The sequence below is a fragment of the Rathayibacter sp. VKM Ac-2835 genome, assembly GCF_013266705.1.
Lineage (GTDB): Bacteria > Actinomycetota > Actinomycetes > Actinomycetales > Microbacteriaceae > Rathayibacter.
In genome coordinates, this window is record NZ_JABSNQ010000005.1 from 1 (window position 1) to 24,726 (window position 24,726).

A 24,726-nucleotide genomic window follows, 5' to 3' on the forward strand; every position below is an offset into this window, starting at 1 on the left:
GTCGCTCGATCGACCGTGTATCGGGCGGTGCAGCGTGCGCAGTTGAAGGACGCGCGGACCGTGGAGGTCGCGCTGGCTCTCCCGCCGGCGGACGAGTCTCTGTGAGCTCGAACGCTCGCCGGATCGCGGACGAGAGAGCTCTGGCGCGCCTGGAGCAGCTGTACGTCGAGATGCCCGCGCTGTCGTGCCTCGGGCTCTGTGAGCAGTCTTGCCACCAGCACATCGATGCCTCTGGAGCCGAGCGGCGCCGACTGCTTGAACAAGGCGTCGACCTCGACGCGCCGACCGCTGATGGCGCCTGCCCAGCGCTGACGCGAACCTTCGGCAGAGGGCGCTGCAGCGTGCATGCGATTCGGCCGACCATCTGCAGACTGTGGGGGTCGTCCGCCGCGATGCCCTGCCCTCACGGGTGCGTGCCCGAGGGTGGGCGGGTCAGCGATGCCCAGGCGATGCGGTGGATGCTCACCAGTTACGACATCGGCGGCCACGGCGATACCTCACCCGAGGTGCGCCGGCTGCTCGAGCAGTGCCTCAACGACGAGTACGCCTCCGCGCTACTCAGCCGATTCCTACGCGGCGACCGGAGCATCTCGGCACAACTCCGCGAGCGCATCCTCCAACTCCGGCGCTGAGCACGATCAGCTGTAGACGTCGGCCGAGCAGTGCGAAGGTGTTGCGTCGTGTCTGGACCTCGGCGCAGATGCGCTGCGCAGCGGACGAACCGGCCCTACTGCAACGCGAGCCGCGCCATCGCGGACGTGTTGCGCTGGCATGTACCCCAGAAGCCCCACGAGCTGATGATTCGGGAACAACCTCCGCAATCCTTCCCGAGACGACACTCGGCATGACGCCCTTCCGAGACCGCAGCCCTCCCATTGATCCGGTCCTGCTGAGCGCGGAACGACCGCCGTCGGTGAGTTGTGTAAAGCTACTGTTTTGAGTGAACTAACTCGGTCCGGCCTGCTGTTCTTCTCGAGCTTCAATCACGAGTTCGGCGATCTCCGCCGCGATCTCGTCGATGGAGGTGTCGCTGGTTGATCGAGCGAATTTGTCGGCGAGGGACGGGCTATGTGCTGAGACGGCGGCGTGGTCGACGTTGTGCCAGACGGGCAGCAGGTTCTGCCGCCCGCCAACGGTGAGGGTGACGATGCCGTCGAGTTCGTACTGCGGCCAGCCCTTCGAGAAGTAGGCGTCACTGAACACGACGGCGGCGAAGCGGCTGCTGCGGATCCCCCTGTCGATGCGACGTCGGAGGCTGTCGCCGATGCGCAGCTCGGCCTCGTCGAGCCACACCGAGATTCCCCGGTCTTGGAGGGCCTGCACGAGAGGGAGCGCGACGTCGGCTTTGTCCTCGCTGGCGTGGGAGAGGAAGACGTCCCAGGTGCGTCCATCTAAGTCCGCGTCCGACTCCGGCGGAAGCGGGCGACGGACGGAGACCTGCCCCGAGACGCCTCGTTCCGGCGCCGCTCGGTACTCGGGCAGGTTCCCGCGAGGGGGCGGCTCTACGGCGATCGTCGCGTTGATGCGACCTTTTGCACCACCAAGGTCGATGGCGAGATACCAGTGCCCATTGGATGGCACCGTGAGTCTTGCAGGGCTCCTCTTGATGAGTCCTCCGGTGTACCGGAACCGTCCACCTCGGCTTGCTGCGTAGGTGCGGTAGTTCGACGAATCCATCAGCAGGACGTTGGCCTGCTGGCGCAGGGTGACGACGACCGTCGCACCTTTCTTCAACTGCCCGAGATCCTTCTTGAGATGTTCCACACCTCGAGCCTACGAGCGGCCTCCGACACCTCGACGAAGATCGGTGGCGGCCAGGTCGTCCCGTCGGCGGTTGACCGCGCAGATCATGCAGGGATCGCTGGCGGCACCTAATCTGTCGCTCATGGACGCAACGACCCCGCGGGTAGTGACCTCTGTTCTTGTCGAGGAACGGGAAGGAGCTGTGGTTGTGACGTGGGGGCTTGGCGAGCCCGCGGGTACCGGCAGCTATTTCGGTTACGAGGTCTACTACTACGGGCCTGACGGAAACGGAGGGAAGCGCTTGGGGGTCCGGTTCGCCGAGATAATCACCGCTCACGTCTGGGACAACGCGAGCTCGACGCAGGCAAACTACGTGGCCGGCGCCGTAAAGGTGCTCGCCGACTCGATCGTCGTCACCTACCGGGACGCGGACATCGGCCTGCCCGAGGTGGGCACCATCGCTGCTGTCGCTCACATCGACGGGCGCGATATGCAGACTGACCTTCCGGTCAGTCTGCTCCGATGAGCCGAATCGCTAGCAGTATCCAGTGGCTGGCTCCCTAGACGTGACCGGGAGCATCTGCCGATGTGGCGGCCGTGGGATGTCGGACCGAGATCGCTGCGACGGAATACGGCGAAGGCCGGGCCGCTCTGCGGTCCCGGCCTTCGCTGTCTCCCCGACGGGGCGCTACTTAGCCGTCGCCTTGTAGGGGACGTCGTACTCTCGGGTCGATCCGTCCGGAGCGGTGACCGTGACCTTGGCGGTGAAGGAGGGAATCTTCTTCAGACCTGTCTTGAGCGTGAACGTCTTCGACGCGCCGGCTTTCAGGGTTCCGGCCTTCACAGTGCCGATCGGAGTGTTGATCGAGACGGTTACCGGGGTCGCGCCGTTGTTCTTCGCGGTGACGGTCATGACCTGCTGGTTACCGACCTTCTTGCTCGTCACGGAGAAGGCGGCGTCGATCGCCGTCTGCGCGGTATCGAGGGTGACGTAAGGCGCGACGGTCACGTCGGAGGCAGGATTCATCACCGTCGCCTGGGCTGCAGCGCCGGAGATGATGTCGATGGCGTTGGAGTCGGTGACGTCGGTGTCTCGGGCGTCGCTGGTGTCCGTCCACTCACCCGCGCCGCCGCCGAAGCGGTAGCCCTGGACGAAGGACGGGCAGTTCGCGCCGTTCCAGCAGTCGGCGCTGTAGACGGGGCGGACGTTGCCGATGCCCTCTCCGTCTTCGGCGTCGCTGAACATCGAGACCTGGTAGCCGGTGCTCTGCAGGTCGATGCCCTCGAGGGCTGCGGCGGGGACAGAGCTGACGATCTTCGAGGGGGTAATGACCTGCAGCTGCGCGTTGGCGGCCCGGGCCAGGTCGGCGCCGTACAGGCCGCTTCCGTAGCGGGACTCGTCGTACCGGCCGTCGGCGACGATCGCGTACTTCCAGGCTCCTTCGGCGCTCGTGTTGGTGCCGGGCAGCAGGGGCGTGGTGGCGGTCGAGGTCTTGTCACGCAGGTAGATGTTGAGGCGCTGGGTGCTCATCCCGTTTCCGCCCCAGGGGTTATTGATGGGTCCTGCGGTGGTGGTGACGAAGCGGATGGTGTCGCCGTCGCGGTAGACCTCGAAGTCGGTGAGGTCGAAGCTGCCGGCGTTGAAGGCGCTGTCGGTGGGGTAGGTGTAGGTGCCGGGCCCGTTGTCGTCTCCGCTCGGGTCGGTGATCGCGCCGATCTTCGTGCCGAGTGCATAGATCGTGCGGCGTTCCACTGTCATGACGCCGTCGGCTGCTGTCGCGGTGATGACCACGCGGTTCGAGATGTCCGGCAGAGTCACCGGGACGGTGAAGGAGCCGTTGACGACAGGGCTGGTGGTCCTGACGCCGTTGACGGTGACCGCGACGGTCGAGGCGTTGCTCGTGCCGGTCAGGGTGATGTCCCGAGCAGGTGACGTGGACCCGTCGGGGAGGCCGTTGATCGTCAGGGTGGGCGCGGTTCCGGTGGGCTGGTCGTCGCTGGTGGCGTTCCAGCTGTCCCAGGTGTCGGCGTCGAAGTTGAGTCGGCCGAGTTCGTCGGCGGCCCAGTTGTCGCCGGCCTTGAGGATGGCGGTTCCTCCGACGGTGTAGTTGTGCAGCGAGAGTCCGTTGCCGTCGGTGGTCTCGTTGCCGATGCTGACCTTCTGTCCGGTCGTGTCGGTGTAGCGCTTGAGCAAGCTCGCCTGGGAGGGGACCTCGAGGTCGTTCCAGCCATCGATGGAGAAGCCGTCGATATCGATGTTCTCGGTGTTGGAGAGTGCGAAGTCGCGGATGGCGCAGTTCGTGGTGCCTTCGACGCGGGTGTCGGTGAAGCGCATGTTCTTGATCGTGGTGGCGACGTCGGCGCGGTCTGTGGCGCCCATGTCCTCGTAGTGGGAGGAGGAGTTGAAAATGCAGGTGTTGTACTTCGCGTCCTTCCAGTACATCCGGTTGTGGATGACGTCGGTGTCGGCGACGGTGACGCCGTCGATGTCGCGCGGGGTCCATCCCCACTGGAAGACGGGTCCGTTCTCGTTCTTCCAGATGACGGTGTTCTCGATGCTGACATCGCTGTGATAGAGCTTCAGCACGTCGTCGTTGGCGTGGAAGAAGGTGTTCTTCATCTCGCCGCTGGGGTAGAGCTCGATGCCGTCGGTCTGCCAGTACCAGCTGCCGACCTGCTGGTAGTTCTGCACCTGCATGTCGAAGTCGCTCACGCCCACCTCGGTGTCGCCCTCGTGGGCGTAGACGACGAAGGAGTGGTACGGCGGGTCCGCGATCGTGACGCCCTGCAGGTCGAGGGTCTGCCCGGCGTTGGAGGATTCGAACTGCAGCATCTTCACGCAGGTGACGTGGCAGTTCTCTTTGACGTTGTGCTGATATCCGTCGGCCGTGTCCGATTCGTAGACGTACTGCTCACCGGAGAGGACCCCGAAGCCGGTGACTTTGTAGGACGGCTGAGTGTCGTCAGGGAAACGGAACGCGCCCTTCACGTAGGCGCCCGGAGCGAGGTAGATCCACTTCACGCTGGCAGGCAGGAGAGCGCGATAGTCGGATCCCATGTAGTAGGTGCCGGGGGCGAAGTAGATGATCTCCTCCGTCACGGTGTCGAGGTCGTCGACCAGGCCGGGCTCGGGGTAGTGGATCGAGCCCGACGCTTCCGTGGGGATGAGGCGATCGCGCTCGGCGCCGGTGGGCGTCGGCTGGGCGAAGACCATCATCGAGTTGCGCGGTTCCGTGTGGACCGCGCGGTTGCCCTCGGCGATGGTCGTGAGCCGGCCACTCGCACCGGAGAGGTCGTTGTAGGCGGTGTAGAGCTGGGAGTCGAACTCGACCGAGAACCGGTAGCCGTCCGGGGTGTAGGGGACCTTCACGCGAATGGTGGTCGGGCTGACGAGCTGTTTCTCGAGCTCGAGGTCGGTGGGCCGGATGGTGACCTCGTCGACGGAGGTGATCGTCTGCCCGGTCGTGAGGGTGACGTCGACCCAGGCGTCGGCGGAGTACTCGAAGCTCGACCAGCTCATCGTGAGGTCGGCGTCGGAGCTGAACTCGGCGCCGTCGTCCTCGGTGTACCCGATCTTCTCGTTCCCGCCCCGGGGGATGCTCATGTAGGTGAAGGAGTCGTTCCGAGCGTCGGGGGCGGTCGCGGTCGCGACCTGGACGTCGTAGTACGTCGACTCGCGGACCGCGTCGTCGGCGACGGGGGTGCCGGCGTTCGCTTCGGGGTTGTCGTGCCACCACGTGGTGAGCTCGGGGCTCTCGATGGTCACCGGCGCGGCGGTGGCGGTGGGGGCGGATTCCGCGTGGGCGGGGGCGAGTGCAGTGGTCGCGAGCAGCGCGGCGGTGGTGATCGCTGTCGCGGCGTGTGCGAGGTGTCGAAGTCTGGTGGCGGGCATGACGATTCTTCCCTTCATCGGTGAAGTGGTGTCGTTGGCCGGTCCCGAGGGGGATCCGTGCACGTCGTTGTGGGGATCGGGTGGACCCGGCTCGTGGCTCGGGTGTCATCGGCGCAGGACGATCACCTCCCAGGGGAGGAGTTGGTGTCCGAGACCGTTGCCGGGGTGGTTTCGGAGGAGGATGTCGGCGGTGCTCCACTGTTCGACGAGGTCGCGGTCGACCTGGGCCGGGGTGCTCGAGCAGTTGGCCGCGACGAGGATCGTCTCGTCGCGTCCGTGGCGGGAGTAGACGAAGAGCTGCTGGTCGTCGGGGGAATGCAGTTCGAAGGCGCCGTCGACGATGGTGGCGGAGGTGTGTCGGAGTGCGATGAGACTCCGGTACCAGGCGAACACGGAGTCCGGGTCGTCGTACTGGGCGGCGGCGTTGATGGTGGTGTGGTTGGGGTTGATGCCGATCCAGGGTTCCCCGCTGCTGAAGCCGGCGCCCGGGGAGGAGTCCCACTGCACGGGTGTGCGGGCGTTGTCGCGGCTGCCGCGCGCGAGACCGGCGAGGACGTCCGCCGGCGCTCTCGGGCCGGCGATCGCTTCGCGGTGGTGATTGAGGCTCTCGAGGTCGCGGAAGTCCTCGATCCGCTCGAAGGGCATGTTCGTCATACCCAGCTCCTCCCCCTGGTAGATGTACGGGGTGCCGCGCAGCAGATGCAGGACGGTGGCGAGTGCTGTCGCTGACTCGTACCAGTGGTCGCGGTCGTCGCCGAAGCGCGAGACGACGCGGGGCTGGTCGTGGTTGTTCCAGTAGAGACTGTTCCAGCCCACGTCGGCCAGGGCGTGCTGCCACCTCGCGAGGGAGCGCTTGAGGTCGACCAGATCGACGCGGGTCGGCGTGAACTTCCCCTCGGTTCCGTGGTCGAGGCCGACGTGCTCGAAGTGGAAGACCATGTCGAGCTCGCGGCGGGAGGCGTCCGTGTACAGGCGTGCTCCCTCGGGGGTCACGTCGACCATCTCGCCGACGGTGAGGAGGTCGGCGTCCCTGCCCTCGAAGACCTCGCGGTGCATCTCCTGCAGGTACTCGTGGACGCGCGGTCCTGATCCGTAGAAGGGGATGCCGTCGCCGAAGCCGCTGCTGCCGGCGGTGCCGTCGGGGAGTCCGGGGTGCTTGGAGATGAAGCTGATGACGTCCATCCGGAAGCCGTCGATGCCGCGGTCGAGCCACCAGTTCATCATCCGGTGGACCGCGGCGCGCACCTCCGGGTTGTCCCAGTTCAGGTCGGGCTGCTTGGAGGAGAACAGGTGCAGGTAGTACTGCCCTGATGCCTCGTCGTAGTCCCAGGCGGGGCCGGAGAAGAAGGAACCCCAGTTGTTCGGCTCGGCGCCCGCGCTGCCGGGTTCGGCTCCGTCGCGGGCGTCGCGCCAGATGTACCAGTCCCGTTTCGCGCTCTCGCGGCCGGAGCGCGACTCCTGGAACCACTCGTGCTCGTCCGAGGTGTGGTTCACCACGAGGTCCATGACCAGCTTCATTCCGCGGTCGTGCAGGGCGGCGATGAGATCGTCGATGTCCTCGAGTGTTCCGAAGGTGGGGTCGACGGCGTAGTAGTCGCTGATGTCGTAGCCGTTGTCGTCCTGGGGAGAGGCGTAGACGGGCGAGAGCCAGAGGACGTCGATGCCCAGTCGCTCGAGGTGATCGAGACGGTCGATGATGCCGCGGATGTCACCGATGCCGTCGCCGTCGGAGTCGGAGAAGCTGCGCGGGTAGACCTGGTAGACGACAGCGCTCTTCCACCACGCGTCTCCTTCGCGGAGGCTCGGGTGGCGCAGGGCGGGCTGGAGAGAGGTCATTTGATGGCTCCGATGTTGACGCCGCGCATGAGGGTGCGCTGGAAGAGGAGGAAGAAGATCAGCGCCGGGAGGATGCCGGCCATCGACGCTGCCGCGAGGGCCGTCGGGTCGCTGGTGTACTGACCGCTGAGCGCGCCGAGCGAAACGGAGACCGTCTGGTTCGAGGAGGAGGGCAGGAGCACGAGCGGGAGGAAGAAGTCGTTCCAGGTCCAGATGAAGAAGAAGGTGACCAGGACGGCGAGGGTCGGCCGGGTAAGGGGGAGCACGATGAGTCGGAGGATCTGGAATCGGCTCGCGCCGTCCAGTCGTGCGGCTTCGAGGACTTCATCGGGGAAGGATCCGAGGACGGAGGCGAGCATGTAGGTGCCGAAGGCGCTCTGTAGCACGGAGAGGATGATGATGACGCCGAGCAGGTTGTCGTAGAGGTTTGTCGCACGGGCGAGGACGAAGAGCGGGTAGACGAGAGCTTCCTGCGGGATCGTGAACGCGAGCATGAACACCGCGAGGATCCACACGCGGCCCTTGATGCGGCCGATGCCGATCGCGAAGGCGCTGAGCAGACTGATCGCCGCGGCGATGAGCGCGACGCTGCCGGAGAGGACGACACTGTTGAGCAGCTTCTGGTTGAAATTCACTCCGACCCAGAAGTCGACGATCGCGGAGAAGTCCAGTTCCGTCGGGACGGAGATGGGGCCGTTGGCGACGTACTCAGCGGAGGGCTTGAACGCGTTGATCAGAGCAAGCCAGAACGGGAAGATCATCAGCAGACCGGCGACGGCGATGACCAGGAGAACCACCCAGCCGCTGAGTCCGCGGCGGGAGCGAGATGTTCCTCCGCGCTTCCTGCGGGTCGGGGCGACCGGGACCGCGGCGGGGGTGGCGGTGTCGAAGCTGGTGACGCTCACTTGTCGAATCCTTCGTCGGTTCGGGTCTGATAGCGCAGCAGCGCGATGGCGATGATCGTCACGAGAATCGCGAGGACGGACGCCACGGCGGCTCCGTAACCGACCTGCGTGGTGGTGAAGAAGTTCGAGAACGAGAAGTACGCGGGCACGATGGTGCTCGTCCCGGGCCCTCCTCGGGTGAGGACGTAGATCGGCGCGAAGACCTTCAGCGCCGCGACCGAGGTGGTGATGATGACCACGGCGATCTCTGGGCGGAGCTGGTTGATGGTGATGCTCCAGAAGCGCCGGAACCAGCCGGCGCCGTCGAGCTCGGCCGCCTCGTAGAGGGCGGGGTCCACTCGTGACAGGCCGGCCATGAAGATGACGACGGTGTAGCCGATCTGCAGCCAGATGAGCACGTTCATGACGGCGAAGATCGAGACGTTCGAGTCGCCGAGCCAGTTCTGCTTCAAAGCTCCGAGACCGACGCTGTCCAGGACGGTGTTGATGATCCCGTACTGCGGCTGGTACAGCCATTTCCACAGCACGCCGGCAACGGCGATCGGGAGGATCTGCGGTAGGTAGAACGTGGCGCGGAGGATGCTGGCAACCCGGGCGCCAAATTTTGGCGCGATGTAGTCGAAGAGGACGGCGGCGATGAACACGCCGAACGCGGTGGGCACGATGGCCATCGCGATGATGAACGCGACGCTGTGCAGGAACGAGGCCCAGAAGGTCGGGTCCGCGACCAGGCGGGTGTAGTTGTCGATGCCGATGAACTGGGGCGTGCCGACGCCGTTCCATCTGGTGAAGCTGTAGAAGAGGTTCATCCCGAAGGGAATGAGGACCACTGCGAGGAACCCGATCGTGCCGGGCAGGAGGTAGATCCAGTAGCCGCGCGCGGACTCGGGCCGTCCCGCGGCGGAGGGCGTCGTCCGCGGACGGAGCCGGGTGATCACAGTCATGGGAGATCCCTTGATGGGTGCGGCGGCGCCGGTGCAGGGCGCCGCCGCACAGTTGGTCGGCGACCTAGTTGCCGGAGTTGGCCTTGCCCTGTTCGTAGGCGGTCTTGATGTTCTCGACGGCCTGGTCGGGGGTGATGTTGCCGAGCACGAGGTCGCTGTTCTGCGCCAGGAGAACGTCGTTCAGTCCGGCGACGGGCCAGTCGGGGTACCAGCCCAGGCCCCCCTCGGTGCCGGTGAGCAGCTCGTTGAAGCGGGGCGTGGTCAGCTGACCGATAGGAGTGGTGATCGCTGACTCCTCGGCGGCGACCGGGACTGCTCCCTCGTTGCCGAGCAGGTTCTGGATCTCAGGGCTCATCGTGATCTCGATGAAGTCGTAGGCGAGCTCCTTGTTGTCCGCCTTCTCCGGCACGACCCAGAGGTTGCCGCCGGACCCGGGCTGGAGGGTGTTGCCGGGGAAGAGGAACTGGTCGAACGTGAAGTCGGTGATCTGGTCAGCGAAGGTGCCGGCCCACCAGCTGCCGGAGACGAACATCGGGTACTGGCCGGCGACGAACGCGTTGCCGGAGTCCTGCGCGCTGATGCCGGTGGAGTCCTTCGCGATGAAGCCCTTGTCGGTCCAGTCCTGAACGGTCTCGGCCGCCTTCTCCCATGCGCTCCAGTCGACGTCGCCGTCGAAGCGCTGGTAGGCGTTCCAGGACTCCTCGTCCATGTTCTGCAGGGCGAGCTCGTAGAGCAGGTGCGTGCCCGGGTAGTCCTGGGACCCGAGTGCGAGAGGGGTGACGCCGTTGTCGACGAAGGTCTGCATCGCCTGCTCGAGCTCCGCGGTCGAGGTGGGGACCGACAGTCCGTACTTCGCGAACTCGTCCTCGTTGTACCAGACCGACACGTACTCGCCGTAGTTGGTGATCCCGTAGCGCTGACCGGAGCCCATCAGGCCGTTCTCGTACAGGCCGACGTCCTGAGCGGAGCTGTCCAGGTCCCAGTCCCGCTCGGTTGCGACGTCGGTGAGGTCGGTGAGCAGACCCGCCTGCGACACGACGCCGGCGGTGGCGTTCCCCTTGAGGTACTCGAGGACGTCAGGGGCGTCGTTGGAGTCGAGGAGCAGCTGACCGGACTGCTGCATCTGGTCGTAGGTCTTGAGCTCGTACTCGACGGTGACGTCGGGGTGCTGCTCCTTGAAGACCTCGACGGCGCGGTTCCAGCCCGCTGCGAGTGCGCTGTCGTCGTTCTCCCACCACCAGACCTTCAGCGTCTGCCCGTCCGCTTCGCCGCCCCCCGAGGAGCAGGCTGCGAGTCCGGTCGTGGCGAGGGTGGCTGCGAGGACGACGGTGGACGTCCGCCGCCACCGGTTTCGAGTGCTGGACACAGGTGACCTCCGTTGGTCGGGTTGCTGGTGGCCGCTCCGCTTGGCGACGGAGTTATGTCTAGACCAGAACTATTAGGAGTGTCAACGCCGTAACTGAACCGTGATCGGCGGCCGCAAATGGTGCACCACGCAACTAATAGGTGTGCGACGATGAGTCGGTGACGACGATGCCCGCCTGGACTGCACGAGCGGACGCCTCCCTCCCCGTAGCGATAGAGGTTCTCCGCAGGGGACCGATCTCCCGCGCCGAGATCGCCCGACGACTCCACCTCTCGCCCGGGTCCCTCAGCAGACTGAGCGCACCGCTGGTCGAGAACGGCCTTCTTCTCGAAGTCGGCGAGCACAACGACGGTCGTGTGGGGCGGCCCACTCGGCTCCTCGACGTGAATGCCGATGGGCAGCACTTCATCGGGATGAAGCTGCGAGCAAACGAACTCTCGTCTGCTGTCACGAATCTTCGAGGAGAGGTCAAGCATGTCGTCACCGCGCCCTTGGCCGCGCAGGACCCGGAGGCGGTCCTCGAGCAGATCGTCGAGATCGCTCGCCGCGAATGCGCCTCCCTTCCCATCAGCGGCATCGGTATCGGGCTCGGTGGCCTGGTGCGAGATCGGCAGCAGGTCGTCAGCGCACCGTTCCTCGGGTGGACGGACGTTCCGCTCGCGTCGATGGTCAGCGACGCGACCGGGATCCGCACCCTCATCGACAACGACGTCATCGCCTTCACCGAGTACGAGCATTGGTTCGGCGACGGACGCGACGACGATCGCTTCGCCGTGATCACTCTCGGCGCCGGTACAGGGTTCGGCCTGATCGCCAATGGCGCCATCGTCACGGATGACGATTACGGCATCGGTCTCGTCGGACATTGGCCACTCGATCCCACCGGCCCCCTGTGCCCGGCAGGGCATCGCGGATGCGCGGCAAGCATGCTGAACTCCGACGCGATAGCTCGTCAGGTGTCTGATGCCCTCGGGCGCTCAGTCACCTACGAAGAAGCGCTCGACCTCGCCCAGAACACGCACCCGGCAGCATCCCGCGTGATCGAGGACGCAGGCCGAGGACTCGGTCGGCTCCTCGCGGCGATCTGCAACCTCACCCTGCCGCAGAAGATCATCATCGCCGGTGAAGGTGTCCGCCTCGCGAGCGTCGCCTTCGACGCCATCACCGCCGGCATTACTCGCGACCGCGACTCCCGCACCACGACACCGCCCCTCGTCATCGCCAACGGAAACAACATCGAGTGGTGCCGCGGTGCGGCCGTGCTCGCCATCCAGGCGTTCGTCCAAGGTTGAGCGACAGTCGCCACCGGATCCTCACAACAACACGGACCGTCGTCAGAACGCCGCCACGTAGTGCTGCGAGTCACCGGTCTACCTCATATAGACACCCCGCGCGCGTGCTCGGCGTGCGCAGAGCATTCGCCGATACGGTCAGTGGCCTGGAGACGACGGCATGTTCCCGGTTTCGGAGTAGGTGACTCGTTCGGAGCCGCGGAGGATGCCTGCTGGCTCGTGTCGAATCCATCCCATCCGGTCCCAAAATCCCCGTGACCGGTTGTCGTCGTTCAGCGCCGTCAGTCTGTGCAGCGGGTATCGCCGTCGGATCGCCTGGAGGGTTTCGCGACCCACCCCGCGGCTGCGCTCTGGCACCGCAACCTCGAGCGCGAGGATGTCGAGTTGACCATGAGGCATCTCTCCCAGGACTCGATGCGACAGCGGGCCGGGGTAGAGAACGAATTTGCATCGGGCTACCTCGGTGTCGTCGCTCCGAGCCGACAGCCAATGATCTGACGCGCCGACCGCAAACTCGCGATCCCACCAAGGCTTCACGAATCGGTCGGACGATTCGAACACGTACCAGTAGGTGCGCTTCTTGTAAGGGAGAACTTCGACGAGCGTCAGTGCGGAGGGGTTCATGCTCAGACGGTAATGAGGTCACGTCGCGCGGTGAAGCCGGTCGTCGATGGGGCAGCGGTGTGCGCGCGTTCGTGATGTCCACTTTGTGGAGGTTTTCGTCGAGCCAAGGTCTGACTATCGGCGTAGCAGCTGCTGCTTCCGCTCCGGCGAGGCGGCGCTCTGATGCTCCCAGGCCGCGCCATGACGATCGTTACTGTGGAGGAGGCATCTGCGTCTCCGGTGCCGGCAGAGGAAGGGTGATCGATCGCGTGGCTTCTCGGGTGGATCTTGTCGATGATCTGACTGGCGCGTTGATCCCGCCTGGACGTGGTCGAACGGTGGATTTCTCCGTTGATGACGACGCTTACGAGATCGATCTGACTGCGGCGAACATCGGGTACCTGCACCTCGCCCTCGCCCGTTTCGTCGACGCTGCGCGGCCACTGTCGCCAGCACGAGTTGCACCTCGAGTGACAGCTGTTGCTGCGAGCGCGGGGCGCAAGAGCCCTGAGATGCTAGCGGCGATTCGGCACTGGGCGCGACGTCACGGATACGAGGTTCCGCGGTCTGGTCGTGTGCCCGCCGACGTGCAGGCTGCGTACGACGCGGCACACTAACCCGGCTCTGATCTCAGAGGTCAATCGAACCTCTGCCGGGTGTGGCGAGTGGGTGTCGCCCTCGCGCGACTTCGCGCTCGCAACCCGGTTGAGGGTCGGTCTACTGCATCTACGAATGCACTGCCGGCTCGGACGCGGCCGTGGTGTCTCCAGTACGAGGCGGCTCGCGTTGAAGCTCGGGTCTGCTTTCGATCTACGATCCGGTCGGGGTCCCGCTGTCCACCTGTGTGCAGGCCAGCGCCAGCGAGAGCTGGGCTGTGCACAGGTGGTCAGGGGGTGTCCGTAAATGACCCAGCCCGAGCCTTTCCGGAATCGCGGTCGGCCGAGGTTCCGTGCGGTCGATGCGGAGGCGCGACATCGGAAGTGACGGGGCGGCGGCTCCTGCGTCAGTGGGAACGAAGAAGCCCCCGCGAGCGAAGGCTCGAGCGGGGGCTTTCCGACGTCAGCGAGGGGGCGCTGCGTCGAGTTAACGCTACTGGGCGGGCCAGGCGGCGAGCGGTTCGTGAGGGGTAAGGGTGGGCATGCCGTCGTCGTCTTCGATGGTCGTTCCGGGCTCGGTGAAGCCGGCGGCGTGCGCGATCGCGGCGAGCACGAGACGGGTGTGCGTGTAGTCGAGTCCGGAGATGTCTTCGCGCAGATCGACGGGTGTGCCGTGACCGAGTGAGGTGGCGATGCGGGCGATGCGTTGTTCGCCGCCGCTGAGCGCGCCGATCTCGTAGCTGAGGCGGTCGAAGTCGACCGCGCTGGTCTTCCAGGCATTGTCGGTTCGGACCCACGGAGCGCCGTCATAGACGAGGCCCGAGCGGATCAGGAGCTCGACCGCAGCGGTGAGCGAGTTTGACCCCTCGGCCCACTCGCGGACCTGCGCGTGAAGCGCGTCGTTGTCGCCGGTCACGCGACCTGCTCCATCGACTCGGTGGAGACGCCGTCCGTCGATCCGGCGAGGTCGGTGTCGCCGGCCGAAGGCCGGCGAGTGCGCGTCACTCGGGCGCGGGTCTGTTCGGGTCGCGGGACACCTGCTGCGCGGAGTTCCTTCTCGGACCAGCCGCACGCGAGTGCGGTGGACCACGCCTTGGCGTGGCGGTTCTGCGCGTCAGAGAGAGCGGTCCGCGCGGTGTCGGTGTCGTTCGCGGCGCTCACGATCGACCGCACCGCTTCGACCCTTCTCTCGACGGTGGATTCGAGGAGGCGGCGAGCCGCCTCCGCTGCCTCATCAGGGTTCCGAGTCACGTCGTTCATACCCCGAGACTACCGAGAACGGCAGTCGAACGGGTACCGATTCGGGTCCTGTCGTATCAACCTGGCCGTGAACACACAGGGTTGATACGCGCAGGACTACGACGCAGAGCAAGCTGTCACTTTAGGTGTCCTAAGTTGCTTGCCGGCCTGGCGCTGTGCTTGGCCAGTGCGCATACTGGTCGTATGGTCCCCGCTGGTTGGCGGGTTCGCTGCGCTGGGCCGAAGGACGGGGATGTGATGACGGAATCGAGCCGGTTGTTCGGTCGGAAGCGTCGTCCGAACGTTCCGCCGGAGCAGCGTCGGGAGAAGAAATACGTCGTGCGGGTCTCCCCGGATGAGGATGCGATGTTGCGAGCTCGCGCCGAGGTTTTGAATGTGACGGTGCCGCGGTTGATGTTCGAGGCGGCGATCGATCCGCAGGTCCGGTCGGACGTGGAGTGGAAGTCAGTCGGTTCGGAGCTAATGCAGCTGCGAACGCTGATGGGACGGCTTTCGAGCAACATGAATCAGCTCGCTCGGTTCGCGAACACCGAGGGCCGTTTCCCTGAGGAAGCAGTGCAGGTGGCGGCGGAGTACCGGGCGTTGGTGCCGCGGGTGAACGAGACGCTGCGACGACTGGCCGGCCAGTGATCCCCAACGTCACGTACGGCGGGGACATGGGCGGTCTCGTGCGCTACCTCGCAGGGGAGGGGCGCGCGAACGAGCACACCGAACAGCACTTGATCGCGGGGGACCCGGCGATCATGGCGATGCACGGTGAGAGCGTCCTCGACCAGGCCGAGGCCGCCGCGATCGCGGCAGAGTTGAACGAGTACAAGAACTTCTTCGGCGTCGAGGTGACCCGCCAGGAGAAGGTGTTCGACAAGGACTCCGGCGAGCAGATCGGCAGCAAGCGCGTCGCCGCCGATGTCTGGCACTGCTCCCTCTCGCTGCGTGCGGAGGAGGGGCAGCTCACCGATGAGCAGTGGGGACGGATCGCGACCGATTTTGTGGACCGGATGGGGTTCGCCGGTGAGTCCTCCGGGAAGGCAGACTGCCGATGGATCGCCGTGCGGCACGGGCTGTCGAAGAACGGCAACGACCACATCCACATCGCTGTCTCCGCGGTACGCGCCGACGGGACGAAGGCGCACGTCGCGTACGACAAGGCGCTCTCGCAGAGAGTCAGCCGGCAGCTGGAGAAGGAGTACGGGCTCGAGCCGTTGCACGCGCCCGAGCGTGAGCTGGGGGAGCGCGGCATGCAGCCGGGCGCGCGCGAGTCCGCGCAGCGCCGCGGCGCCGTCGAGGTCGACGCTCACCGGCTCGAGCGCGCGGTCCGCTCGTCGGCATCAGCCTCAGCGGACGAGGCGGAGTTCGTGCGCCGGATGCGCCAGGCCGGCGTGCTCATCCGCCCGCGCTACGCGGCAGGCCGCGACGACGTCGTCGCCGGCTACTCAGTCGCCTTGCGCCCCGAGAAGGGCACGCCCGTGGTGTGGCACGGCGGCGGGAAGCTCGCCCGCGACCTCACTCTCCCGGAGCTGCGGAAGGGCTGGCCGGACTCACCAAAGTCCGCGCAGACAGCGGTCGATGAGTGGCGCGCGACGGCGAAGAACCCGTGGCGCTACCAGCCCGTCGCGCCCGGCCGTGAAGCGACGGAACTCTCCAGCGACCTCTACTCCTCCTACGCGGAGGACATGGGGCGGCTGCACGACTACCTGAGTCGAGTGAACCCCTCCGATCGCGCGACCTGGGCGCACGCAGCCCGCGAAGCCTCCGGCGCCTACGCCGCGTGGTCACGGCGCCTCGAGTCGACACCCGGGCCGCTGGCCGAAGCGTCACGGACCCTCGCCCGCTCCGCGCACCTGCGCGCGCACGAGTCGACGCCGCGGCCGACGGGGATGCCGTCCATGGCCGGCACGACGATGCTGATCCTCGCTACCGCCGGGAAGCGGAACAAGGCCGCCGAGGAAGCCATGCTGCTGCGCCAGATCGTGCGCACCACGCGAGCGATCATGGACGCCCACAAAGCCGCCGGCGACGCCCGCCGCACCCGCGAGCTCGCCGGGACGATCCGCAACCAGCTGAAGACGGTCCACGAGGGCTACAACGCCCAGATCCAGAAGAACGCCTGGGACGCCCTACCCGAGGACACCCGCCGCGCGCGCGAGACGGTGCAGGCGAGCTTCGCGACCGGCACCCCCGTCCCGACGAAGCTCACCAAGACGGAGCCGAACGTCACCACAACCGCTGCACCGCAGCGCGGCACCGAGCCGCGCGAGCGCGACGGACACGACCGCTAGACCGACACCAGCGAAGGGGAGGCATCACTATGGCTGACGACGACGGAGGCGTGGAAGAGTCCATCAACTCATCCGCGCGGATCGCGCTCACCATCGCGATCCAGCTCGGCGAAAAGCTGGCCCGCGCGTACCAAGAAGCGATGCGCGAAGCGCAACAGCGCAGCGCCATCGAGGCCCGCGAGCTCGCAGCCCGCTACGAGGGCGAACGGGCAGCTGCGCGACAGGCAGTATCGGTCGTCAACGATCCCCAGTGGTGGGATCAGGCGAGCGTGCGCGACGTCGCCCGCGTTGCGGAGACGGCGGCGGCGTGGAAGGACGCGGACCCGCAGATCGCGTCCGCCAATGCGTTGATCGCAGCGGAAGCGAAAGAGCGCTACGGCGTCGACGTCGCCACGCTGCAGGGCATCGCACGCGACACCCCGACCGAGCTGGACCTCGCGAAGCAGTGGGCCTCCACTGCCGCGCCCGATGGATATTACCGACACGACGATGACCGGCTCACGATGCCCGTCGGCGACATCCGCGAGCCCAACCCTTCGGCGGAGCGTGCGCTCATCGCGGACTACCGCGCGGCGGTCGCCGGCGACGTCCCCGCACTCGAGCTGAGTGTCGCCGAGGAGTGGAAGCGCGCCAACGATCCGATCGGCTACCAGGACTACCGCGTCGAGACAGCCGTCGCCTTCGATGACAATGGCCGCGCGCAGACGGCGGATCCGGCGGTGGCAGAATCCGCGCGCGCGGCTCTCGTGCAGGAATGGCGCACCGACCAGGCCGGCGGCCCCACCGTCTTCGCGGCGGACACTGAGCGGGCACAATCCCGGCGCGACGTCACCGAGGCCCAGGTGATGATCGCGGAAGCCGACCGCCTCGACCGCGCCAACGACGCCTCAACCCAGATCACATCGTCCGAGGTCCCCGTCGACTCCGCACGACGTGCCGACGAGCTCGAGCAGCAGGCCGCCCAGTACGACCGTGATGCAGAGGCCGGCGGCACGCCCACGCAGAGCTCCGAGGAGCTGCGCAGCCTCGCTGAGGACGCCAGGGCTCAGGTCGCCCTCTACCGCGACGACAACAGTGCGCCGCACGACCCGGACGACGTTCCGGCGCCGACTGATGAGGGGCGCGCAGTCGCGGCTCGATCCGAAGGGGAACTTGCGTACGACAGCGCCGAACGCCGCGCGCACACGGCAGCGACGATGCAGGCTCAGAACGTCCCGGTGGAGCAGGTGAACGCCCGCATGACCGTCGACGCATCCTTCGCCACTCCCGCCCGCGGCGCGGAGCCCACGAAGCGCACACGCGTTCCTTCAACCCGCGGCAGCCGTGGCCAGGGGGCTCAGATCGAACGATCCAAGCCGGGCCGCTGACACAGTGAGGTCGGGCTTCTGACATCACCCGATTTCTGAGGAACTACATAGGTATCTAGCTATCTAGATCGATGCGGCGACGTTGGTGAGGGGTTCGTCCCGTCAGCTGCTCCCGTCCGGCTAGTCGAGCGCCACAGTGATCTCCTCGGGCCGTTGGTAGCGCCGCCTGCTCTGTCGAGACGAGTGGGTCGTCGGTGTAGCTGGAGACGGCCATGGGGGAGCCGGTCGGCTGAGGGTTGAGCGGACGGTGTGCTCGTCGTGGCCGCCGCAGATGAGGATCCCGACCCTAGGTCGATGGAGATCGCGTCGCATTCGGCCCCGTCGACGACTCCGACGCAGAAACTGCGGGGGAGTCCAACAGCTTGTTGGACGCCATCCTCACAGCCGCGGCCGGCGTCTCGTCGCGGATCCGGGACAATTGCGGGATGACTGGACGCGACATCGAGCTGCCGACCGGCTACGAGCCGTTCTTGCGCTCGCTGACGTCGCGCGTTCAGGACGCGCAGCTGCGCGCTCAGCGCACCGTGAACGCGCAGCTCATCAGCCTGTACTGGGAGCTCGGCCGCGCGATCCTCGACCAGCAGGCCAAGGAGCCGTGGGGCACGAGAGTCCTTGACCGGCTCGCGGAAGATCTGCGCCAAGAGTTCCCGGCGATGACCGGGCTGTCCCGCAGCAACCTCTTCTACATGCGCGCCTTCGCCGCCGCCTGGCCTCACCGGGAGAAAGTCCCACAGGCTGTGGGACATTTGCCCTGGGGCCACGTCCGCCTCCTCCTCGACAAGCTCTCCACCCCCGATGTGCGCGCTGCGTACGCAGCCGCCGCGGTGGAGAACTCATGGACGCGGTCGATGCTGCTCAACCACGTGAAGAACCAGACCCTGGAGCGGGCCGGTCGGGCGCCGTCGAACTACGTCGATCGGCTCGCGCCCGCAGACTCCGCCCTCGCGCGGGAGATCGCGAAGGACCCCTACGTCTTCGACTTCCTTAACCTCACTGAAGATGCCGCCGAGCGCGACTTGGAGAGCGCCCTCCTCGACCGTATCGCCGAGACCCTCCAGGAGCTCGGCACCGGATTCGCCTTCGCGGGCCGCCAGGTTCACTTCGACGTGAGCGGCCGAGACTTCTACCTCGACCTACTCTTCTTCCACACCGAGCAGCTGCGCTACGTCGTCGTCGAGCTGAAAAAGGGCGACTTCGAGCCCGCGTTCACTGGCCAGCTCGGGTTCTACATCGCGCTCGTCGACGAACGGCTCAGACGACCGAGCCACGCCCCGACCATCGGCATCCTCATCTGCGGCGACAAGGACGAACACATCGTCCGCTACGCCCTCAGCCAAGCAGCGTCACCGATTGCTGTCGCGACCTACACCTACGACGCACTGCCCGACGCCGAGCGCCTCGCGCTGCCCGACGAGCAGCGCATCATTGCCGCCATCGACGTCAGCGAGGCCAGCAATGGATAGTCCCACAGCCTGTGGGACTATTGAGGAAAGCGCGGGTTTGCAACCGTTTTGAATGTGTCGCGGGTGAAACGCCGGTTGTGCTCCTACATGACGTGGCAGCCAACGAACGGTCGCGCGCTCAGCCCTTCGTCGTCGCGCTGACCGCCACCACGATCGAGGCCGCGTAGAAGCCTGCGGCGCGCTCCCGTAGCGGTCGCCTCGGGCCGCCGCTCGTCGCCGTTCTGGAGGAAGCCGTGGAACCCACGCGGCTGGAAGGCCATGCCCGACCCGTACCCGAACCACGCCTCGCGTACGTCCGATCATCAACGTGTTCCAGTCCCAGTCCTGGTCCCAGGGAGTCGGCGTACATCTGCGCCTCGAGGACTGGAGTACGCCGGCGGCTTCACCAGGCATCCGAACGAGACCTCTCGTCCACGGCCGAAGGCGCGGCCACCTCTACTGTCGGAGGTCGTCAGTACGCTCTAGCCATGGATCGGATTGTCAGCGCCAGAGGGCGACGTCTCCACGGCAGGTTCCTCATACCGGCGGCGCCACGCATGCTCGGTTGTCCCGACGATCTGGGTGTCTGATGGCCGCTACTGCAACCTCGTGGCTTAACGATCTCAGCTCTCTATTCACCCCAACTGCGACGCAGTTTGATGGAGCGAAGGGACATAAGGCCTCTATCGAAGCGCGTCTTGACTATGTGCTAGGGGTGCATCGGATGTTTGAGATTGGCTCGCTTCGGCATGGCACAGGTGTGTGGCTCCACAGCGATGCCGATTACTTGGTTTCACTTAAGGGAATTCAGCCCATCTCTCCGCTGACGATGCTCAACAAAGTCAGGGATGCGCTAAAAGCGCGGTTCGCTTCAACCACTATCAATATCCGTCAGCCTGCAGTGGTCTGTCACTTCTCGGACGGTATTGTCGAAGTCGTTCCTGGGTATATAAGCTCAGGTGGTGGCTATATGATCGCCGACCCACAGGGTGGCTGGATGAAAAGCTTCCCCGAAGAGCACAACAAGTACGTTAACGAGATCAATGGTAAGCATAGCGGCGGTGGTGCGAAGAAGCTGGCCCGGCACCTAAAAATCTGGAAGTACAAGCGGAACGTACCAGTATCATCCTGTTATCTAGAGATGCGAGCGGCCAAATTTCTTAGTGCGGAAACAGCCTATGTACCCATTATAGATCTCCATTACTCACTTAAGCATCTTGGCACCATCAAGCTTGCGTCAATGAATGACCCGACCGGCCTCGGTTCTCGATTTGGCTCGTGTTCGTCGGAGTCCACGCAGGCAGATGCACTGTCCAAGCTTGCAACGGCTGTCTCGCGCTCTGAGCGCGCCATGTCCTACTACCTGGCTGACAATAATGAGAAAGCGATAGAGCAGCTAAAGTTGCTTTTTAACCGGTGACACTTTAATGACGATTCAAGCCTCTTACACGCCCCCGCCGAGTTCAGGAATCGCGACCCGACAGAACGACGATGAGGCGCTGAGGCTGCTTCTCGCTCAGCGGCGTCTTTATACGCGAGCGAAGCGATGGCAAGGAGCGCGCTGGACTGGCCTACTGATTCTTGGTGTCGCGGCTCCATTCATTTCGCTGCTGATCCCAGGATCGGCGGTTGCAGTAGGAGCAACTACTGGAATATGGCTTTTTGTGGGCCGCACGTTCCTAACGGCGGCCGAAGTTCGGACGATGACCAAAGCGGCCGCGATCCAGGAAGAGCTTGATTTGTATATATTCCAAATGCCGGAGACAATCGAGCGTACTTCGCGACCGAATATTGAAGAAATTGAGTTGCTCGTTCGTGACAAGCAAAGTCTGCGAAGCGTCGCGACGCGTGAGCGGCTCATCGATTGGTACGACGTTGATCCGACGCATCCCGGGGCCGAGACGATCGCGATTGCGCAACGCGCCAACGCCTCCTACACCGATCGGCTCATTCGCACTGCGGTTACCGTCTGGGCGATCGTTACCATGCTGTGGCTCGCGATCCTGCTCACATGGAGCGCGCTCAGCGGTCTCACGTTCGGCTTAATCTTGCTTGGTGTGCTCTTTCCCGTGCTACCTGCCGTTTTAGATGTGGCCGATTATCTTCGCAGCACGTGGCGAGCCGCTCAAGACCGAGCCGACCTCGCCCGCACGATCGAGTCTCGCCTCGAGGAGGACAATCCGATCATCGGTCAGGAGCTAATTTCTTGGCAGACGCAACTCTACGACCTGAGGCGCACAACTCCACAAGTACCGAATTGGCTGTATAAAATTACGCGCAAGCGTAACGAGGCCGTTATGCATGCTGCCTCCAATCGACTCCGGAGAAAAAATCGATGACGTTGACGACAGCGCAAGCAATCACAAAATTTCTCGAAGACCTTACCGCAACCGAATACCAAAAGACCAAGCACATCCCGGCACGCAAAGCGTCGGTCGACAAGAACCTCGAGGAGGCCTTCCCCTCAAGCTCCGATATGCCCTTTTGGGGGGGAATCCTCATGGGGTCGGCTTCAAAGGGAACAATCATCAGGCCGATCGATGATATTGATGTCCTCGCAGTTTTTTCTAACGACAAGGGGGTTTGGCTGAGCAAATACTCTTACGACTCGCAATCATTTATCTATCGTGTGCGTGAAGCGTATGCCGGAACCCTAATTCAGCAGGTCGGTACAAGAGGCCAAGCAGTTCGTGTCTTCTTCCAAACGGGCGGGCACGTCGACGTAGCGCCGGTATTCCACCAGGGAAACAACGTCTATTGGCTACCGGACGGTTCGGGGGGCTGGATTTCGACCGCTCCTACCGTGGCCAACCAGTGGTTCACTAACAAAAACAGAGACCTCGGTCATAACCTCGCGCCGATCGTTCGTCTACTCAAGGCCTGGAACCGAGCGCACTCAAAGCGCTTTCGTTCCTTTCATCTCGAAACAGTGGCGGGATCAATGTTCGGAACGCTCGGTAGCAACTACCGTGATGCTCTTCAAAAGTTTTTTGAATGGGCACCTGGTCTGCTCGATGTCAATGACCCTGGCGGGCAAGGCGGCTTGCTTAGCATGTACCTCACCCGCACATCGAGGCAGGAGCTCATCGGCGCACTCAGCGCAGCTGCGGAACGAGCCCGTAAAGCTAACGAGGCGGAGTCCCGTGGCGACCATGCTGAGGCGAAGCGGCTTTGGCGAATCGTTCTAGGGACAAGCTTCCCGAGCTAGTCGTTTAATGCTCGACATCACACGTGCCCAATATACAAAGCTATGTCTGTGTCGTTTTTGCTTGATAAGCGGAAGCTTCATGGCGTGACGGAGGGTTGCTGATGCACGTCGTCCGGGATGATGTTGATGTCTGTCGTGTTGCATTCGGGTCTATAAGAGATCCGCTCCAATTGATAGCAGTTTAGCGATAATTGGTAAGCGCGGGCATGTTGGAACTGACGACAAAGCAAATAAGGCGCCGCGACGAAAAGGGTGACAGCGCATCGCCGCGAAGACGTATTAGGTTATCGTCATCGCCAGTGGATCCTACGGCCCTGCCATAAGATCCGAAGCGCTACAAGCGCAAGGACTAGTCCATAGTCCTGAAGCCAGTCGGTCGAATCAGTTCAAGCGACGGTTCCGGGAATTTTTGGTCCTCCCAGGGCTCCCCGACTTCCGGAAGCAGGCGAACGATCATGTGTTGTATGCCGGCTTCCTCTGCGAATTCGTCGGTCAGCTGACCAATCGCGTTCCTGATTTCCACGTCTACGGTTGCAATCGGACCAGACCTTGTTTTTATCCGCACAGAACGTATTTCGGCAAGTTCCGCAACCCCAAGGTGCTCGTAAAGAAAACCGCGAAGTGCCGGATTCACAAAATCTGATTGGATCGCATGGGTAATCATTTCCCAGAATGCATTCCTGTCCACGTCGAGCACGGAGTCGACTCCGTCTGCCGCTGCTCGGTCGTGACTACTAAAGAATTCGATTGGGGTGGCAAGGAGAACCATCACTGATGGAAAGAGAGGAGTGAGCGCACGCAGCTTCGTGTCATCTGCAGAATCAAGAGTGAATCCGGACTGAGTGATGGGCAGAACCTCTACAAGGCGGTTTATCCATGAGTCCAGGAGTCGATCCGCCAGAAATGCGAGTTGCTTCACTGAAACGCTGTTTTGAAATAGCTTTCTGAATAGTTGGCACACTGCTGCCGCTTCCAGCAATTTGGGGTCTTGAAGCCTCACTTGCCCATTCTCAGAAATACAGAATTCCTCAGCCGCCAATTCGGCTTCAATTGATTCCGGATCGTTACCGCTGGGGACGACGACAGGAACTCCGTACAGAAGGTCGTTGAGCAAGGTAAGCCAAGCAGAATGTCGAGATTCGGCGGCGACTTGTGCATCGGCAGCGGTGGCTAGTTGACCGCTGATTGATGCTTCAAGTGCGGGACGCAATTGCTCGATAACCTCGGCCGAGAGAAGCTCCCCTCGCCCCCCGATGACCGAGTACTCGTCAACGCCCCAACGAGCAATCCATCGCCAGGCTCCATCGTAAAATGCTGCTTCGACTCGTGAGGGCTTTCGGTGATAGTGGGTCATGACTGCCATTTCGGCACCATCGCTGCTTACAAGCTCCCCGCTATCTCTAGCACGATTCTCTAACGTCAACCCGTCGATTATAAGAACGGCGTGATCACGTGTACGGAGTGCATGGTAGCTCCCGCTTACGTTGCCATTTACTCCATTGAGTGCTATTAGAACTCCGAGCGCAGACGGATCTTCGGAGCGCGCCAACAGAAGCTTCCCAAGGAATCGTTGCCAGTTCGGACTAGAAACAGCATCAGCGTATGCCTTTGCTTCGCAGATCACCTGAGTGACTTGAGTGCCACCGAGTACTGGTGAAACGCGTCGAGCGACAACGTCTAGTTCGTTGCCGCCCTCCCGGATCTCGTTGCGTCGTATGTCCTGATAACCATCGGCCGTCAGCGTCACGTGCACGAGGGCCTCAAGCTGAGCGCCTTTGTCGTCGGCGGTGGTACCCAGTACTAGCATGGGTCGATTCTGTCATCTATTCGTAGTTATTGCGTGCCGACTTACTTGATGTGCTGGGCTGGATGGGCGGGCTCGCTCCCGCCGCAAGATAGTTCAAGCACGTCTGAGGTGGCGCGGGCGAGCGGCCGCTGTGTGCGCGGCGGGCGGTCGCTTCGTTATCCGATAATCGACGTTATGTCAGTTTAC

The 24,726-nt window shown here is 64.1% G+C and carries 20 protein-coding genes; 11 read left to right on the forward strand and 9 right to left on the reverse strand.

What is annotated here, in order from left to right; translation table 11 throughout:
* Nucleotides 1-101: 101 nt before the first annotated feature.
* Nucleotides 102-632, forward strand: coding sequence for a YkgJ family cysteine cluster protein (locus HRK28_RS19005; RefSeq protein WP_173252712.1), 531 nt, complete (start codon nucleotides 102-104; stop codon nucleotides 630-632).
* A 313-nt stretch (nucleotides 633-945) separates the two neighbouring features.
* On the opposite strand, the gene HRK28_RS19010 is transcribed toward HRK28_RS19005, so the two are convergent.
* Nucleotides 946-1,764 (reverse strand): DUF1883 domain-containing protein, encoded by an 819-nt coding sequence (locus HRK28_RS19010; RefSeq protein ID WP_173252713.1) that lies wholly within the window; start codon nucleotides 1,762-1,764, stop codon nucleotides 946-948.
* 121 nt (nucleotides 1,765-1,885) lie between these two features.
* Here HRK28_RS19010 and HRK28_RS19015 point away from each other — a divergent pair, with 121 nt between their 5' ends.
* Nucleotides 1,886-2,269, forward strand: coding sequence for a hypothetical protein (locus HRK28_RS19015; RefSeq protein WP_173252714.1), 384 nt, complete (start codon nucleotides 1,886-1,888; stop codon nucleotides 2,267-2,269).
* Between the two features lie 162 nt (nucleotides 2,270-2,431).
* On the opposite strand, the gene HRK28_RS19020 is transcribed toward HRK28_RS19015, so the two are convergent.
* The 5 genes from HRK28_RS19020 to HRK28_RS19040 form a co-directional block, all read right to left on the reverse strand.
* A complete protein-coding gene (locus tag HRK28_RS19020) occupies nucleotides 2,432-5,635 on the reverse strand; it encodes a glucodextranase DOMON-like domain-containing protein (protein WP_173252715.1) in 3,204 nt (1,067 codons plus the stop codon).
* A 105-nt stretch (nucleotides 5,636-5,740) separates the two neighbouring features.
* Nucleotides 5,741-7,471 carry an alpha-glucosidase gene (locus HRK28_RS19025; protein ID WP_173252716.1) on the reverse strand — a complete coding sequence of 577 codons (1,731 nt, stop codon included), beginning with the start codon at nucleotides 7,469-7,471 and terminating at the stop codon, nucleotides 5,741-5,743.
* Nucleotides 7,468-8,376, reverse strand: a complete 909-nt coding sequence (locus tag HRK28_RS20360) for a carbohydrate ABC transporter permease (RefSeq protein WP_367948482.1) — start codon at nucleotides 8,374-8,376, stop codon at nucleotides 7,468-7,470. Before HRK28_RS20360 ends, HRK28_RS19025 begins: the two co-directional genes overlap by 4 nt.
* On the reverse strand, nucleotides 8,373-9,320 hold the full coding sequence (locus tag HRK28_RS19035; RefSeq protein ID WP_173252717.1) for a carbohydrate ABC transporter permease: 948 nt from the start codon (nucleotides 9,318-9,320) through the stop codon (nucleotides 8,373-8,375). Before HRK28_RS19035 ends, HRK28_RS20360 begins: the two co-directional genes overlap by 4 nt.
* 64 nt (nucleotides 9,321-9,384) lie before the next feature.
* The gene (locus HRK28_RS19040; RefSeq protein WP_173252718.1) at nucleotides 9,385-10,686 is read right to left on the reverse strand and encodes an ABC transporter substrate-binding protein; all 1,302 of its coding nucleotides are present in this window, start codon (nucleotides 10,684-10,686) and stop codon (nucleotides 9,385-9,387) included.
* A 167-nt stretch (nucleotides 10,687-10,853) separates the two neighbouring features.
* On the opposite strand from HRK28_RS19040, the gene HRK28_RS19045 reads away from it, so the two are divergent.
* On the forward strand, nucleotides 10,854-11,978 hold the full coding sequence (locus HRK28_RS19045; protein WP_254305056.1) for an ROK family transcriptional regulator: 1,125 nt from the start codon (nucleotides 10,854-10,856) through the stop codon (nucleotides 11,976-11,978).
* 138 nt (nucleotides 11,979-12,116) lie between these two features.
* Here the strand turns inward: HRK28_RS19045 and HRK28_RS19050 are convergent, their stop codons facing one another.
* Complete coding sequence (locus tag HRK28_RS19050) at nucleotides 12,117-12,602, reverse strand: hypothetical protein (RefSeq protein WP_173252720.1); 486 nt, start codon at nucleotides 12,600-12,602, stop codon at nucleotides 12,117-12,119.
* A 74-nt stretch (nucleotides 12,603-12,676) separates the two neighbouring features.
* Between HRK28_RS19050 and HRK28_RS19055 the strand changes: the two genes are divergently transcribed.
* Nucleotides 12,677-13,198 carry an Lsr2 family protein gene (locus HRK28_RS19055; RefSeq protein WP_217274956.1) on the forward strand — a complete coding sequence of 174 codons (522 nt, stop codon included), beginning with the start codon at nucleotides 12,677-12,679 and terminating at the stop codon, nucleotides 13,196-13,198.
* Nucleotides 13,199-13,670: 472 nt separating this feature from the next.
* Here the strand turns inward: HRK28_RS19055 and HRK28_RS19060 are convergent, their stop codons facing one another.
* On the reverse strand, nucleotides 13,671-14,093 hold the full coding sequence (locus HRK28_RS19060; protein ID WP_173252721.1) for a hypothetical protein: 423 nt from the start codon (nucleotides 14,091-14,093) through the stop codon (nucleotides 13,671-13,673).
* A 581-nt stretch (nucleotides 14,094-14,674) separates the two neighbouring features.
* Between HRK28_RS19060 and HRK28_RS19065 the strand changes: the two genes are divergently transcribed.
* The 7 genes from HRK28_RS19065 (at nucleotide 14,675) to HRK28_RS19095 (ending at nucleotide 22,733) form a co-directional block, all read left to right on the forward strand.
* The gene (locus HRK28_RS19065; RefSeq protein ID WP_173252722.1) at nucleotides 14,675-15,067 is read left to right on the forward strand and encodes a plasmid mobilization relaxosome protein MobC; all 393 of its coding nucleotides are present in this window, start codon (nucleotides 14,675-14,677) and stop codon (nucleotides 15,065-15,067) included.
* Between the two features lie 26 nt (nucleotides 15,068-15,093).
* Nucleotides 15,094-16,716: a relaxase/mobilization nuclease domain-containing protein gene (locus HRK28_RS19070; protein WP_217274950.1), complete on the forward strand. Its 1,623-nt coding sequence runs from the start codon at nucleotides 15,094-15,096 to the stop codon at nucleotides 16,714-16,716.
* 29 nt (nucleotides 16,717-16,745) lie between these two features.
* Nucleotides 16,746-18,083 carry a hypothetical protein gene (locus tag HRK28_RS19075; protein WP_173252724.1) on the forward strand — a complete coding sequence of 446 codons (1,338 nt, stop codon included), beginning with the start codon at nucleotides 16,746-16,748 and terminating at the stop codon, nucleotides 18,081-18,083.
* 425 nt (nucleotides 18,084-18,508) lie between these two features.
* Complete coding sequence (locus tag HRK28_RS19080; RefSeq protein ID WP_173252725.1) at nucleotides 18,509-19,546, forward strand: YhcG family protein; 1,038 nt, start codon at nucleotides 18,509-18,511, stop codon at nucleotides 19,544-19,546.
* A gap of 568 nt (nucleotides 19,547-20,114) precedes the next feature.
* The gene (locus HRK28_RS20365) at nucleotides 20,115-20,945 is read left to right on the forward strand and encodes a hypothetical protein (protein ID WP_254305050.1); all 831 of its coding nucleotides are present in this window, start codon (nucleotides 20,115-20,117) and stop codon (nucleotides 20,943-20,945) included.
* A gap of 7 nt (nucleotides 20,946-20,952) precedes the next feature.
* Complete coding sequence (locus tag HRK28_RS19090; protein WP_173252726.1) at nucleotides 20,953-21,864, forward strand: S-4TM family putative pore-forming effector; 912 nt, start codon at nucleotides 20,953-20,955, stop codon at nucleotides 21,862-21,864.
* On the forward strand, nucleotides 21,861-22,733 hold the full coding sequence (locus HRK28_RS19095; RefSeq protein WP_173252727.1) for a hypothetical protein: 873 nt from the start codon (nucleotides 21,861-21,863) through the stop codon (nucleotides 22,731-22,733). The genes HRK28_RS19090 and HRK28_RS19095 overlap by 4 nt, the downstream gene beginning before the upstream one ends.
* Nucleotides 22,734-23,082: 349 nt before the next feature.
* Here the strand turns inward: HRK28_RS19095 and HRK28_RS19100 are convergent, their stop codons facing one another.
* Complete coding sequence (locus HRK28_RS19100) at nucleotides 23,083-24,540, reverse strand: hypothetical protein (RefSeq protein WP_173252728.1); 1,458 nt, start codon at nucleotides 24,538-24,540, stop codon at nucleotides 23,083-23,085.
* Nucleotides 24,541-24,726: the final 186 nt, after the last annotated feature.

What these genes read in the sequence shown, in the direction of transcription:
- HRK28_RS19090 (WP_173252726.1), top strand. Translation starts at nt 20,953, where the DNA reads ATGACGATTCAAGCCTCTTACACGCCCCCGCCGAGTTCAGGAATCGCG.
- HRK28_RS20365 (WP_254305050.1), top strand. Translation starts at nt 20,115, where the DNA reads ATGGCCGCTACTGCAACCTCGTGGCTTAACGATCTCAGCTCTCTATTC.
- HRK28_RS19015 (WP_173252714.1), top strand. Translation starts at nt 1,886, where the DNA reads ATGGACGCAACGACCCCGCGGGTAGTGACCTCTGTTCTTGTCGAGGAA.
- HRK28_RS19020 (WP_173252715.1), bottom strand. Translation starts at nt 5,635, where the DNA reads ATGCCCGCCACCAGACTTCGACACCTCGCACACGCCGCGACAGCGATC.
- HRK28_RS19075 (WP_173252724.1), top strand. Translation starts at nt 16,746, where the DNA reads ATGGCTGACGACGACGGAGGCGTGGAAGAGTCCATCAACTCATCCGCG.
- HRK28_RS19025 (WP_173252716.1), bottom strand. Translation starts at nt 7,471, where the DNA reads ATGACCTCTCTCCAGCCCGCCCTGCGCCACCCGAGCCTCCGCGAAGGA.
- HRK28_RS19050 (WP_173252720.1), bottom strand. Translation starts at nt 12,602, where the DNA reads ATGAACCCCTCCGCACTGACGCTCGTCGAAGTTCTCCCTTACAAGAAG.
- HRK28_RS19065 (WP_173252722.1), top strand. Translation starts at nt 14,675, where the DNA reads ATGACGGAATCGAGCCGGTTGTTCGGTCGGAAGCGTCGTCCGAACGTT.
- HRK28_RS19080 (WP_173252725.1), top strand. Translation starts at nt 18,509, where the DNA reads ATGACTGGACGCGACATCGAGCTGCCGACCGGCTACGAGCCGTTCTTG.
- HRK28_RS19055 (WP_217274956.1), top strand. Translation starts at nt 12,677, where the DNA reads ATGTCCACTTTGTGGAGGTTTTCGTCGAGCCAAGGTCTGACTATCGGC.
- HRK28_RS19100 (WP_173252728.1), bottom strand. Translation starts at nt 24,540, where the DNA reads ATGCTAGTACTGGGTACCACCGCCGACGACAAAGGCGCTCAGCTTGAG.
- HRK28_RS19035 (WP_173252717.1), bottom strand. Translation starts at nt 9,320, where the DNA reads ATGACTGTGATCACCCGGCTCCGTCCGCGGACGACGCCCTCCGCCGCG.
- HRK28_RS19095 (WP_173252727.1), top strand. Translation starts at nt 21,861, where the DNA reads ATGACGTTGACGACAGCGCAAGCAATCACAAAATTTCTCGAAGACCTT.
- HRK28_RS19045 (WP_254305056.1), top strand. Translation starts at nt 10,854, where the DNA reads ATGCCCGCCTGGACTGCACGAGCGGACGCCTCCCTCCCCGTAGCGATA.
- HRK28_RS19070 (WP_217274950.1), top strand. Translation starts at nt 15,094, where the DNA reads ATGGGCGGTCTCGTGCGCTACCTCGCAGGGGAGGGGCGCGCGAACGAG.